Source organism: Clostridium sp., from assembly GCF_029267215.1.
GTDB lineage: Bacteria > Bacillota > Clostridia > Clostridiales > Clostridiaceae > Sarcina.
Window position 1 is genome coordinate 1 of the sequence record NZ_JARIDH010000042.1, and the last position, 13,969, is coordinate 13,969.

Genomic DNA, 13,969 nt, shown 5'->3' on the forward strand with positions numbered 1-13,969 from the left:
AACTAGCTCATTAAATGTAAGAGAGGGAGCTAGTACAAGTAGTAAAATAATAGGAAGTTTAAAAGGACAAACACAAGTAACAATAGTTGGAGAGTCAGGAGCATTTTATAAGATAGAATATAAAGGATCACATGGATATGTAGCTAAGGAATATATAACAAATATAAAAGATATAGAAAAGCCAATAGAACCGAGTGAACCGGTAGAACCTGAAAATAAAGTAGGAATTGTTAATTCTACAAATGGATTAAATGTAAGAAAAGAAGCTAATACTTCTTCTCAAATACTTGGTGTTTTAAGCTCAGGTGAAAGTATTGATATATTAGGAGAGGAAAATGGATTCTATAAGATAAATTATAAGGGGAAAGAAGCTTATGCTTCATCTAAATATATAAGTATATTTGATGGAGATTCAACTGTTAATCCAAATTTAGATTTAGGAAATCATACTACAATTCCATATGGTGTATCAATGCAAGAATATATAAAAATGCAACAAAAGAGTAATCCTGTTAATTACTCATATTCTGAATTTGAAAAATATATAAATCCTGCAAAGGCTACAAATAGACTTCAATTTTTAAGAATTGATAAGTTTAGATCAGTAAATGTAGAAGAACTAAGTAGTAGATTAACTAATAAAGGTATTTTAACTGGGCAAGGCCAAGCTTTTGTAAATGGTGCTAAAGCGTACAATATAGATCCTATATATTTAGTTGCTCAATGTTTGCATGAAACAGGAAATGGCACAAGTAAACTTGCAAAAGGAGTTACAATAACTGAAATTGCAGATGAAAGTAAACCTATATACAATAGTTATGGTCAATTAATAGGATATCATATGATTAAATTGCCAAGTCCAGTTAAAGTATATAATTTATTTGGAATAGGAGCTAAGGATAATTCATCTGTATTCCCTAACAGAGCTTTGATATTAGGAACAACTTATGCATATAACAAAGGATGGACAAGTGTAGAAAACGCAATAAAAGGAGCAGCACAGTTTGTTTCTTTAAATTATGTTCATAGTTCAAGATATGAACAAAATACACTTTATAAGATGAGGTATAATCCTAATATTGCTAATATGTGGCATCAATATGCAACGACTCCTTGGTATGCATCAAGTATAGCAAATATAATGAGTGGTTATGAAGATTTATATTTAGATAAAAACTTTACATTTGAAGTTCCTAAATTTTCATAATGCAAATTAAATTAGAAATTAAAATTAGTCAAATTAAGTATTGTTTAATCATATATATAAGGAGTCTTTTTTAAGACTTCTTTTTTTTATTTAAATTAAGAGAGAGTAATAATTAATCACCATGAAAAGTAAAATAATAGTGATATTATTTTAGGGAGAAATATAATTTGGAAATTTTAGATTTGAGATTTATTTTTGTAATAATTACCTTTGCTATCATAGGCATAGTCTGTATAGTAAATAGGTCTAAAATAGGTTTAACAGCAGCATCTTTTAGTGTTGTTGCTGCTTTGGTGATTTGGGGTGTTATTAAAATAAATATTAAGATGCAGAATATATTAAAACAAGTTGGTCTTACTTTTAAAGATGTTTTAGCTTTTTTAGTAATAATTTTAATGTCAATTCTTGTATTTATGTTAATACTTTTATTTCTTAAAATTTTTAATAAAAATAAAGGTATTAAAAAAAGATAAGACAAAATGTCTTATCTTTTTTACCATTCTCCAGGGTATGCTACTATATTAAGAGTAACTTGACGTCTTCCCCAAGATATACATTCATCATGAGAATTCATATATAAGTCTATTATATTTCCTTTAATAGCTCCACCTGTATCTGATGCAATTGCATATCCGTATCCAGGTATATAAACCTTTGAACCTAAAGGTATTACACTAGGATCTACAGCGATGGTACTTATTCCATTAGGATTTCTAACAGGTGTTAATCCCATTTTAGTGATTGTTCCTCCAGAATAAGCTGTTGCTTGTACAGAAAGCGTCTTTTTATAACTTCCACTACTAGGTTGGTTTGAACTACCATTAGAATCACTAGATGGATTATTAGAAGTTTTATTTTTAGCAGCCTTTTCTTCAGCTTTTTGTGCTTCTTCTTTAGCTTTTTCAGCCTTTAAAGTGCTTATCTTACTATTAGCGGCTTGTACAGCATTAGTGGCTGTAGTTTTTACTGAATCAATATTAAGTTGTGGTATTAATTGATTTAAAGTGTTTACAGCACTTTCAAGTTCATTAATAGCATTTGATGAATTAATAGTTGAAACTGAGTGAGAAATAAGAGAATTTTCATTTTCTTTTATTAATTCTAAAACAGCTTCTTTTTGATTGTTTAATTCTTTTGCTTTTTCTTGTTCTTCAGACTTTTTACTATCTAACTCTTTTAATGAGTTTTCTGTTGAAACCTTAAGTTCATTAAGTTCGAGTTTTTCTCTTTCTAATTTGGAAATATCATTATTAAGATTTTCTTTTTGAGAATCTAAGCTATTTATAAGGTTTTTATCTAAGGCAGTAACCTTAGCTAAGGCCTCTATTCTGTTTATTAAATCTGCTAAATTATCTGATTTAAGTAAAAAAACTATTGGATTCATAGAATCTTTAGTTTTGTACATAGCTCTTAATCTTTGGCCTAGAATATTCTGTTTTTCATTAATTTTTTCTTTAATAGAACTAACCTTACTTTCAGTTTCTTTTAAATTTTCTTCTGTAGCTTTAAATTTTGTCTTATTTTCTTCAAGTTTAGAATTTAATTCTTCTATTTGAGTAGTTAATTCTGCAACTTGAGAGTTAAGAGACATAATTTCGTTATCTAGTTGTACATACTTTACTTTGTTTTCCTGTATTGTTGATTTTGTTTCACTAACTGAATCGGCAAGTACTATTTGAGAAGTTGAAAGACTAATGGTAATTACCAATAAAGTTGATAAAATCTTTTTTTTCATAATAAAGTACACTCCTTTTATTATTATGTCCACAACTTAAGTATAGTTAACACTATATTATTGAATTATATCACAATATTGAATAAATAAAAAATAAATTGTATAAAGAAATATAATAAAGAAGAAATTAAATTTTATAAAAATAGAGAGTTTGTTTTTAAAAATTGTAATTTTAATATGGGTTATTGTGAGAGAATACTAATATTAGGTTAAAATTTAAGTTTATATTTATAAATAATAAATTGGAAATATTTATAGTGATATGATATTATATTTTTAATAAATATTAATAAGAAGTTAAGTTATAAGGAAGTGTAATAATGGATTTAAATAGTAAAATTGATGAATTAAGAGATGAATTAATTGAATCAGTACAAGGGATTATTAGAATAAAAAGTGTAGAAGGTGAAGCTAAAGAGGGGATGCCTTTTGGAGAAGGAGTTTCTAAATCTTTAGAATATGCATTAAAGGTTTCAGAGGAACTAGGATTTAAAACAGTAAACTTAGATGGTAATGTTGGATATGCTGAATATGGTGATGGAGAAGAATATGTTGCATCTTTAGGACACTTAGATGTTGTTCCAGAAGGTGATGGATGGAAGTACCCAGCTTATGGTGCTGAAATACATGATGGAAAGATATATGGAAGAGGAACAACTGATGATAAAGGTCCTATAATGGCATCTTTATATGGTTTAAAAGCAATAAAAGAATTAAACTTACCTTTATCTAAAAGAATTAGAATAATATTTGGAACTAATGAGGAAACAGGAAGTAAGGATATTGAATATTATATGGAACATGAAAAAGCACCAGTTTCAGGATTTACTCCAGATGCGGATTTTCCAATTATAAATGGAGAAAAAGGAATTACAATTTTTGATATAGTTAAATCTTTTGAAAATATAGATAAAGATGCAGAAGTTATTATTGAAAGTATAAAAGGTGGAGTAGCTTCTAATGTTGTTGCAAGTTTATGTGAGAGTAAGTTAAAAGCTAAAGATTCTAAAAAGGTATGTTCTATACTAGAAGAAAATATTAAAAAACTTGGAATAAAAGCAGAAGTAAGTTTAGAAGAAAAGTCAATATTATTAAAGGTATTTGGAGTATCTGCCCATGGAAGTACTCCTGAAAAAGGAGTAAATGCCATTATGCAAAGTATTAAGCTTTTGACAATGCTTGATTTGTCAAATGATGATTTAAAAGAGTTTTTAGTATTTTTAGATAAGAATATAGGCGAAGATGTTTATGGAGAAAAGTTTGGAATATTCTTAGAAGATGAAGCATCAGGAAAAGTAAGCTTTAATGTAGGAATTATAGATTTAAATAATAAAGAAGGAAAACTTACTTTAAATTTAAGATATCCTGTTACAAAAACTTTAGCTGATATGATGGATCCATTTAATGATAGAATACAAGGAACAGGAATAAAAATTGAAAACTTTGAACATCAAAAACCATTATATTTCTCACCAGAAGAGGATTTAATTAAAACACTTCAAAAAGTTTATAAAGAAGAAACTGGAGAAGAGGCTAAATTAATGTCAATTGGTGGGGGAACTTATGCAAAAGAAATGCCTAATATAGTTGCATTTGGACCAATATTTCCTGGAGAACCAGATGTTATACATAAACCAAATGAGTATATAAAAATTGAGGATTTAGTTTTAATAAGTAAAATATATGCTAAAGCTCTATATGAATTAGCAAAATAATAAAATTTAAAAAATAAAAGAGTGGAGAGTTCCACTCTTTTATTCATGTCTATTTTGACAGTCTTCACAGATTCCATAAAAATACATTTTATTTGAAAGTACTCTATAATTTGAATGTTTCTGTGCCTCTTCATTTAAATGTGTATAATCTAAATGTTCTATGTCATCAACCTTACCGCATGCTAAACATTGAATATGACAGTGATCTTTAGCATTACCATCATATCTAAAGTTACCTTCCCCAACATTTATTTCTTGAATAAGTTCTACTTCTACAAGGGTTTTTAAAGCTTTATACACTGTAGCAAGTGACATTGTAGGGTAATCTTCTTGTAAAGCTTTGTAAATTGTCTCAGCTGAAGGATGTTCTTTTGTACTTTTTAAGTATTTATAAACAGCGATTCTCTGAGGTGTTAATTTTAATTTTTTTTCTTTAAAAATAGTAGTTATATTGTCCATTTGCACCATTCCTATCATATTAATAATTAATCTTATTATATAATAATAATTATTATATGTCAAAAATTATCTTTTAATATTAATGATAATTTTTGAAAGTTTTAAAAATAACTTGCAAAAAAACATATTATATGATAAAATTAATATAAAAGTTGTTAATTAATTAACAAAGTTTTTCCGTGTTCATTTCATTTTCCTTTAAGAACAGTAAAACTGTTCTTTTTTTTATTTTATAAAAATATTTATAACAACATGCATTTTGTTTAGTATAATAAAAATTTTCTTTGAAAGAAAAAAAGGTATTAAAGTGTTAACTTTAAATACCTCTAAAAATTATTTGCTTAACCAATAGAATTTTAAGTTGAATATTTTAAATCACTATTAATATTTTACTCGATAAAAAAATAATTGCAAGCATAAGTAATTATTTTTTTATAATAATATGTTATAAATGAAGTGTATTTTTAAGTAATTTAAAATGTAAATTACTTAAAAATAAGAAAAAAAGACTTTATAAGAAGTAATATAAGTTGTATATAAAGGTATAATTACTTTACTTGTGTTTCAATAAGTGGTAAACTTTACTATATAAATTAATTACATAGGAGGTTAATTATGTCAAAGTATAAAGTTGGAGATGAATTAATAATTGTTACAGATCCTAATCAAGAAAAAGAGAGATTAAAGGATTTAAGTCTTCTAAAGAAAGAAGGGGATTATGCTTCTTTATCTTGGGGAATTAAAATCGTAGATGTAGAATATGACAAACCTAATGTTACATTAACTTATAGAAATGTTATGGGTGAAACAAATAAAGTTTTTGCTGTATGTAAAGATGTAGAAAACTTTGATCATGAAAAAGTTTTAGAAAAAGCTTTACTTAAAGCTTTCCAAAATGAACTTACAAATATAACTGTTATTAAAAATAGTGGATTAAACACTAGGTTATAATTTTTAAGAGGGGATTGAGGGTATAATATGGCGCATTGTCCATTTTGGTCCAATGAGAGGGCAAAGGTTGGATGTTATAAAGAATGTCCAATGAATGAGAATAATACAGGTGAAGAGTGTATTTTTTCTCTGTATTTAGATAAGAGTTTTGAACAAGAGGATGATATAAATCTTGTTTTAAATTGTAAAGCCAACTAATAAAAAATAGACGCTTCATATTTTAGAAGCGTCTATTTTGTTATTTATAGATATTCAAATATCTATGAAGTAAGTTATGTTTTAAATTCCAAAGTCCAGTTGATAAATCTACATAATAAGTATGAGGATTTTCAAATCTTAAAATTTCAGGCCAAAGCTTAGCACATTCTTCTTTAGCATATTCTCTTATTTCCATAACTGAAGGATTTGAATAACAAACCTTTCCTTTATCAAATATTTTAACAAGTAAATCTTTTATATAATAGTTATTAAGTGTTTTTCTCTTCCAAACATGTATTGGATCAAATATTTCTAAAGGTTTACTTGAGTCTATATTTTCGCTATTTAATAATATTAAATCTGCTAAAGCTGTATTATTATCTTTATCAAAGATTCTCACTAATCTTTTAAAGCCTGGGTTTGTTATTTTTTCTTCATTTTCACTTATTTTAATTCTTGGAATTATGTTTCCTTCTTCATCTTCAACGGCAACTAATTTATAAACTCCACCAAAAACAGGCTCGGATCTTGCTGTTATAAGTCTTTCTCCTACACCAAAGACATCAATAAAAGCACCTTGGCTTAAAACATCTCGTATGATATGTTCATCTAATGAATTTGAAACTATTATTTTACAATCAGGATAGCCAGCATCATCTAACATTTTTCTACATTTTTTAGAAAGGTAAGTTATATCTCCACTATCAATTCTTATTCCTTTTGGTCTTTTTCCCATAGGCTTCAATATTTCATCAAAAACTTTGATTGCATTAGGTATTCCAGATTTTAATACATTGTAAGTATCTATTAATAATGTACAATTATCAGGATATGCAACAGCCCACGCTTTAAATGCTTCATATTCATCACCAAACAATTGAATCCAACTATGAGCCATAGTTCCTATGGCTGGAATATTAAACATTTGGTCAGCTATTGTACAAGCTGTAGAGTGACATCCGCCTATTGCAGCAGCTCTAGCTCCATAAATAGCTCCATCATATCCTTGAGCTCTTCTAGAACCAAATTCCATTACTGTTTTACCTTCTGCAGCCCTACATATTCTATTAGCCTTTGTAGCTATTAGAGTTTGGTGGTTTATAGTAAGAAGTATCATAGTTTCAACAAATTGTGCTTGTATTACAGGACCTTTTACTATAACTAAAGGTTCATTAGGGAAGACTGGATTTCCTTCTGGAATTGCCCAAACATCACAAATAAACTTGAAATTTATTAAAAATTCTAAGAATTCATCACAAAACATGTTTTTTGATTTTAAGTATTCTATGTCATCTTCTGAAAATTTTAGGTTTGATAAGTATTCCATTAATTGTTCAACACCAGACATAATACAATATCCACCGCCATCTGGCACTCTTCTAAAATACATATCAAAATAGGCAATTTTATTTTCTATTCCATTTTTAAAATAACCATTTGCCATTGTAAGTTCATAGAAATCCACTAGCATTGTAAGATTTCTAGGGTTTTTTACATCAAACTTATAATCCATATAAAAATTATCTCCTTTTAATAAGTTTCACTAACTATTGTAACCACTTGGAAGAATTATTACAATATATATGTTATTAAAATTATGTTTTGATAATATAATTTTAGTCAATAATTAAAGTTAATTTATAAACTAGGAGAAGTATATGCTTAGATTAGATAAATTTCAAATGGAAGCTGTTAAAGCTTCTAGAAAGAGTGTTTTAGTTGTTGCACCACCAGGTGCTGGGAAAACAACTGTTATTTTAGGTAGAATAAAACATTTGTTAGAAGAGAAAAAAGTAAGTGGAATAAATATTATAGTTATAACATTCACAAAAGCCGCAGCAGAAAATATGAAAGAAAGATTTAAGGGAAGTTATAAAGAAGGAGTAATACCTTTCTTTGGAACTTTTCATGGTCTTTTTTGTAAAATACTTCTTAGGAATAAAGAAGAAATAAGGATTATTGAAAGCAGAGATTCTTATAATGTTATAAGGAAAGTATTAAGTAATTATACTGAAGAAGTAAGTGATGATAAAATAAAGGAAGTTTTAAATAATATATCAAGAACTAAGACATCTAAGTATGAAATAGATGTGTCAATGCCAAATGATATATTTTTAAAATGTTACGAGGCTTATGAGGACTTTAAAAATCAAAGGGGACTTTTAGATTTTGATGATCTTCAGATAAAGGCTTTGGAACTTTTGAAAAGTAAACCTCACATTTTAGCATATTATAGGAATTTAATAAAACATATATTAGTTGATGAGTTTCAAGATTGTGATGAAATTCAGTTAGAATTTTTAAGGCTTATAAATAACAATGTTTTTTGTGTTGGAGATGAAGACCAAAGTATTTATTCTTTTAGAGGAGCTTCACCTAAATGCATGATAAACTTTAAAGAACTTTTTGAAGAAAATGAAAATGTTTATTTAAAATATAATTATAGAAGTCTTAAAAATATTGTTGATTTATCAAAGGAGATAATAAAACATAATAAGGAAAGATATAAAAAAGAAATACTTTCAAACAATAGTAATGAAGGGAAAATAGATCTTAAAAAACCTTTTAATGAATCAGAAGAGGCAAATTTAATAGTTAAGAGAATAATTGAATCTAAAAATTCAGGAGAAAAATATTCAGATAATGCTATTTTATATAGAACTAACCTAGAAAGTAGAAGTTTTATAGATGCTTTTATTAGAAAAAAGATACCTTTTAAACTTCTAGATAAGGAGTATAATTTCTTTAATCACTTTATATGTAAGGATTTAATCGCATATCTTAAATTATCTATAGACCCTTATGATAAGGAGGCCTTTGGAAAAATAATAAACAAACCTTTTAGATACGTTTCTAAAGGGGCAGCTTATGAAGTTAAAACTTCTAAAAAAAAGGATAATGTTTTTGATATACTTATGGAATCAAAAGGAACTCATCCTTTTCAAAAAAGAAAGCTTGAAGAACTTAAGTGTGATATCGCCTATTTAAATAAACTATCATTAAATAGTGCCATAGACTTTATATTAAGTGATTTAGAATATAGCCAATATATAAGAGAATATTGTACAAAGTTTAAGCAAAATCAGGATGAACTTTTAGAAATTGTTGAAGAGTTTAAAAGTTCAGCAAGTGATTTTAAAACAATAATTCAGTTTTTAACACATATAGAAAGTGTTGAAGAAAATTTAGAAAATTTAAATTCAAAGGGAAATATAGATGAAGTTATATTAAGTACTATGCATGGTGTTAAGGGAATGCAGTTTAAAAATGTGCATATAGTTAATATTGTAGATGAGAGTATTCCACATAAAAATAGCATGGAAAACTTAGAGGAAGAGAGAAGATTATTTTATGTTGGGGTAACAAGGGCTATAAATAATGTTTATCTATATTCTCCTAAAAATATAAGAGGTAAATTTAAAGAGGAATCTATTTTTTTAAAGAATATAGGCCTAGAAGAAATAGAAAAAATAGATTTTGGAATTATGGAGGGGGATGTTATACAACATAATTATTTTGGCAAAGGAGAAATAATAGCCATAGAAAAAGATACTGTTGAAATTTTATTTATAAAGGGAGAGAGTAAAAAATTTTCATTAAAAACCATAGTACAAAATAATTTAATAGAAAAAATAAACCATAAAATATAAAAACAAAGCAAATTTTGCTTTGTTTTTTTGTATTTTACATCTTAAACAATATACTCGTAAATGATGATTATATAAAAAGAAATAATTTGAATAAAAAAAAATAGTGATATATAATCAAAAATATAAATAAATTGAATATAAATAAAAATTTATACAAAAGTAGGTGGAAAAATGAATAAAGATTTATTAAATGAAGCTAAAGAAATAAAAGATATTTTAATAAATTTAAGAAGAGATTTTCATGAAAATCCAGAACTGGGATTTGAAGAGTGGAGAACTTCAGGAAAGATAAAAGAATTTCTGAAAAATGAGGGGATAGAATATTTAGAAACAGCTAAAACTGGAGTTTGTGGAATAATAAGAGGAACTTTAGAAGATAGAAATAAAGAAAAAAGATGCATAGCCTTAAGAAGTGATATAGATGGTCTTCCTATGACTGATAAAAAATCATGTCCTTATTCATCTAAGGTAAGTGGTAAAATGCATGCTTGTGGACATGATGCTCACATGTCAATTTTATTAGGTGCAGCTAAGCTTTTAAATAAGCATAAGGATGAATTTAGTGGAACTGTTAAATTGTTATTTGAACCAGCAGAAGAAACAACAGGTGGTGCTCCACTTATGATAGAAGATGGAGTTTTAGAAAATCCAAAAGTTGATAAAATTATTGGCTTACACGTTGAGGAGACATTAAATGTTGGAGAAATAATGATAAAAAAAGGAGTTGTAAATGCAGCTTCTAATCCTTTCACAATAAAAATAAAAGGAAGAGGAGGTCATGGTGCATATCCTCACATGGCAATAGATCCAATAGTTATGGCCTCACAGGTTGTTTTAGGATTACAAACAATAGTAAGTAGAGAGATAAAACCAGTAAATCCTGCTGTTGTTACTGTTGGAAGTATAAATGGGGGAACAGCTCAGAATATAATACCTGATGAAGTTGTTTTAAAGGGTGTTATAAGAACTATGACATTAGAAGATAGAGCTTATGCAAAAAAAAGACTTGAAGAGATTTCAACTTCAATATGTACTGCTATGAGAGGAGAATGTGAAGTTATTATAGAAGAAAGTTATCCTTGCCTTTATAATAATGATGAGGTTGTTGACTTAGTTTCAGAAACTGCTAAGGAAATAATAGGAGAAAAAAATGTTAAAGAACAACCAGCACCAAAGCTTGGAGTTGAAAGTTTTGCTTACTTTGCCTTAGAAAGAGACTCAGCATTTTATTTCTTAGGTGCTAGAAATGAAACTAAAGATATAATTCATTCAGCTCATAATAGTTTATTTGATATAGATGAAGACCTACTACCAATAGGTGTTGCCATTCAAAGTGGTGCTGCATTAAATTATTTGACAAGGGAGTAATTTAATATTAATCTATAATAATGAAAAAGATTTATTAGGAGTGAAGTAATTTGAAAATAGAAATAGGTACGAATGAAGCAGGTCAGAGACTTGATAAGTTTTTAAGAAAATATTTAAAGGATGTACCTTTAAGTGCGATTTTTAAAGCTTTAAGAAAAGGCGATATAAGAGTAAATGGAAAAAAACAAAAGGAAAAATATGCTCTTGAAGAGGGAGACATCATAGAAATAAGATATCTTCAAAGTGTTGTTACAAAAGAAAAAAGAAAGATGAATTTCCAAATGGTTGATTCTGGTTCTCTTCAAGTTGTATATGAAGATGAAAATATGGTATTAGTTGAAAAATGGCCAGGAGTATTAGTTCATTCAGATAAGAAAAATGGTGAACCTACTTTAACAGATTATGTACTATCTTATTTATTTAAAAAAGGAGATTATGTTCCAGAAAATGAATTAACTTTTACACCAGCATCTTGTAATAGATTAGATAGAAATACTTCAGGAATAGTATTCTTTGGAAAGACTTTTGAAGGATTAAAGCTATTAAATGAGATGATAAGAGAAAGAAAAGTTAAAAAATATTACTGTGCATTAGTAAAAGGTAAAATAGCTCCTGGAAAATATGAAGCTTATATATCAAAAGATGATGAAATTAATAAATCAAAAGTTTATGATACACCAAAACAAGATACAAAGAAAATAGCAATGGATGTAAAAGTTATTCAAACTAACGGAGCATTCTCATTACTTGAAATTGAGCTTATAACAGGAAGAAGTCATCAATTAAGAGCTCATTTAGCTCATTTAGGAAATCCTATAGTTGGAGATTTTAAATATGGAGATAATAAAATGAATTCATTCTTTGAAAACAAATTCGGTTTAACATATCAATTCCTTTATGCTTTCAAAGTTACATTTAAGGAAGTTCCAGATAAATTTAGCTATTTAAAAAATAAAACAATAGCCCAAGGATTACCTCCAATGTTTAAAAAAATAAAGAAAGATGTATTTAAATTTAGAATTTAGTTTTTAAGATGGGAGATTTTTATGAAAGAGCAGTCTATAACTAAAGGATTTGCAATAATTTCTATTGCAAGTATTATTGCTAAGGTATTATCTTTAGTTTATGTACCAATACTTACTAGTATTATAGGGGATGTTGGTATGGGAATATACGGCAAAACCTATGATATATTTGTTTTTGTATATGCATTAACCAATGTAGGATTACAAACAGCAATATCAAAGCATGTTTCAGAATTAAATGCAGTAGGGAATTATAGGGATGCCTTAAGAAGTTTTAAGATTTCAAGAACATTCTTACTTATAGTAGGAACTTTATTTACAATTGGATTAATGTTAAGTGCTAATTTTATAGCCACAATAAGTGAAACACCAGAAATGGTTTATCCTATAATATTCTTAGCACCTACAATAATGGTTACAACTGTTTTAGTTACTTACAAAGGATATTTTTTAGGAAGATCTCAGGCTACACCAATATCTATAGCAACAATTATAGAGCAGATAGTAAATGTAGGTTTAAGCTTAATATGTGCTTATTTTCTTATTAAATATAGTGTTTCATTAGGTGTTGCTGGTGGAACTATAGGTACTTCAATTGGAGCCTTAATAGCCGTTATATATTTAATTTATATATATAATTTATATGGAGTTGAAAAAGAGGCTAAAAAGAAACAGAATCCAGAAGTTAAAAGATTAAGAGGAAAAGAAATAGCAAGAACTTTATTTAAGTATGCACTTCCTATAACTTTAAGTACAGGACTTCAGAATCTTGGAAATATCATAGACATGTTAACTGTAAGTAATAGGCTAGTTGGTGCTGCGGGATATTCACAAAATGCAGCCAATGCTTTATATGGATATTATTCAACTAGATATAAGACTTTATTTAATGTACCTATGGTATTTATAACATCTTTAGGATATATGGCTTTACCTGCAATTTCTAAAGCTTACATACTAAAGGATAAGAAAGAGATAAAGAATAAAATAAATTTTTCAATGAGGGTTACATATCTTGTATCAATACCATCAGCAGTTGGATTAGCTTTATTAAGTGAAAATATTTATAATTATATTTTCCCAGATACAAATGGACATATGATGATGGTAATTGGAGCAGCCGTAATTCCTTTAATGGGAATAGTTCTTATACAGAATGTAATACTTCAAAGTGTAAGTCAGTTTTATTATGTTTTATTTACACTAGCTTTAAGTATAGTTGTTAAGTTTACACTTAATATGACTTTAGTTGCCAATAGAAGTATAAATATATATGGAGCTGTAATTTCAGGTATGGTTGCTTTTTCAATATCTTTAATATTAAATCATTTTAGAATGAGAAAAACCTTGAAAATGAAATTATCAATCTTTAGAAATGCATTAAAGCCTTTATTAGCATCAGCTTATATGGGCGTTGGAATATTTGTTATTAAATTTATTTTAGCATTCTTTATTGATTTAAATTCAGTTAGGACTTTAGTTGGTATTCCAATATTACTTGTAATAATAGCAATAAGTGGATTTATGTATCTTCATGCTATTATAGTTTTAGGTGGAATTAAGAAAGCTGATATTGAAGAAATATCTCCAAAACTTCTTAAGGTTATGCCTAAGTTCTTAAAGAAGAATATTAAATAAAAAATAAGGTCAGTATTTAAACT

12 protein-coding genes are annotated in these 13,969 nt (G+C 27.2%); 9 read left to right on the forward strand and 3 right to left on the reverse strand.

Features of this window, described 5'->3' with window-relative positions; translation table 11 throughout:
- Both Q1K13_RS06885 and Q1K13_RS06890 read left to right on the forward strand, forming a co-directional pair.
- The coding region (locus Q1K13_RS06885; protein WP_300348766.1) for an N-acetylglucosaminidase at positions 1 to 1,207 on the forward strand (1,207 nt) is incomplete at its 5' end.
- Between the two features lie 167 nt (positions 1,208 to 1,374).
- The gene (locus Q1K13_RS06890) at positions 1,375 to 1,680 is read left to right on the forward strand and encodes a hypothetical protein (RefSeq protein WP_300348767.1); all 306 of its coding nucleotides are present in this window, start codon (positions 1,375 to 1,377) and stop codon (positions 1,678 to 1,680) included.
- 20 nt (positions 1,681 to 1,700) lie between these two features.
- Here the strand turns inward: Q1K13_RS06890 and Q1K13_RS06895 are convergent, their stop codons facing one another.
- A complete protein-coding gene (locus tag Q1K13_RS06895; protein ID WP_300348769.1) occupies positions 1,701 to 2,942 on the reverse strand; it encodes a 3D domain-containing protein in 1,242 nt (413 codons plus the stop codon).
- Between the two features lie 320 nt (positions 2,943 to 3,262).
- Here Q1K13_RS06895 and pepV point away from each other — a divergent pair, with 320 nt between their 5' ends.
- Complete coding sequence (pepV, locus tag Q1K13_RS06900; RefSeq protein ID WP_300348771.1) at positions 3,263 to 4,657, forward strand: dipeptidase PepV; 1,395 nt, start codon at positions 3,263 to 3,265, stop codon at positions 4,655 to 4,657.
- Between the two features lie 39 nt (positions 4,658 to 4,696).
- On the opposite strand, the gene perR is transcribed toward pepV, so the two are convergent.
- A complete protein-coding gene (gene perR, locus Q1K13_RS06905; protein WP_300348773.1) occupies positions 4,697 to 5,116 on the reverse strand; it encodes a transcriptional regulator PerR in 420 nt (139 codons plus the stop codon).
- A 615-nt stretch (positions 5,117 to 5,731) separates the two neighbouring features.
- Here perR and Q1K13_RS06910 point away from each other — a divergent pair.
- Together Q1K13_RS06910 and Q1K13_RS06915 are read left to right on the forward strand one after the other, a co-directional pair.
- Positions 5,732 to 6,067, forward strand: coding sequence for a hypothetical protein (locus tag Q1K13_RS06910; protein ID WP_300348774.1), 336 nt, complete (start codon positions 5,732 to 5,734; stop codon positions 6,065 to 6,067).
- 27 nt (positions 6,068 to 6,094) lie between these two features.
- Entirely contained in the window at positions 6,095 to 6,265 is a 171-nt protein-coding gene (locus Q1K13_RS06915) for a hypothetical protein (RefSeq protein ID WP_300348775.1), read from the forward strand.
- A 40-nt stretch (positions 6,266 to 6,305) separates the two neighbouring features.
- On the opposite strand, the gene Q1K13_RS06920 is transcribed toward Q1K13_RS06915, so the two are convergent.
- Positions 6,306 to 7,778 carry a nicotinate phosphoribosyltransferase gene (locus Q1K13_RS06920; RefSeq protein WP_300348777.1) on the reverse strand — a complete coding sequence of 491 codons (1,473 nt, stop codon included), beginning with the start codon at positions 7,776 to 7,778 and terminating at the stop codon, positions 6,306 to 6,308.
- Positions 7,779 to 7,923: 145 nt separating this feature from the next.
- Between Q1K13_RS06920 and Q1K13_RS06925 the strand changes: the two genes are divergently transcribed.
- The 4 genes from Q1K13_RS06925 (at position 7,924) to Q1K13_RS06940 (ending at position 13,946) form a co-directional block, all read left to right on the forward strand.
- Positions 7,924 to 9,915 (forward strand): ATP-dependent helicase, encoded by a 1,992-nt coding sequence (locus Q1K13_RS06925; protein ID WP_300348779.1) that lies wholly within the window; start codon positions 7,924 to 7,926, stop codon positions 9,913 to 9,915.
- A gap of 171 nt (positions 9,916 to 10,086) precedes the next feature.
- Positions 10,087 to 11,283, forward strand: a complete 1,197-nt coding sequence (locus Q1K13_RS06930; RefSeq protein WP_300348781.1) for a M20 metallopeptidase family protein — start codon at positions 10,087 to 10,089, stop codon at positions 11,281 to 11,283.
- Between the two features lie 50 nt (positions 11,284 to 11,333).
- Positions 11,334 to 12,308: an RluA family pseudouridine synthase gene (locus tag Q1K13_RS06935; RefSeq protein WP_300348782.1), complete on the forward strand. Its 975-nt coding sequence runs from the start codon at positions 11,334 to 11,336 to the stop codon at positions 12,306 to 12,308.
- Positions 12,309 to 12,329: 21 nt separating this feature from the next.
- Positions 12,330 to 13,946 carry a putative polysaccharide biosynthesis protein gene (locus tag Q1K13_RS06940; RefSeq protein ID WP_300348784.1) on the forward strand — a complete coding sequence of 539 codons (1,617 nt, stop codon included), beginning with the start codon at positions 12,330 to 12,332 and terminating at the stop codon, positions 13,944 to 13,946.
- The last annotated feature ends 23 nt before the right edge of the window (positions 13,947 to 13,969 follow it).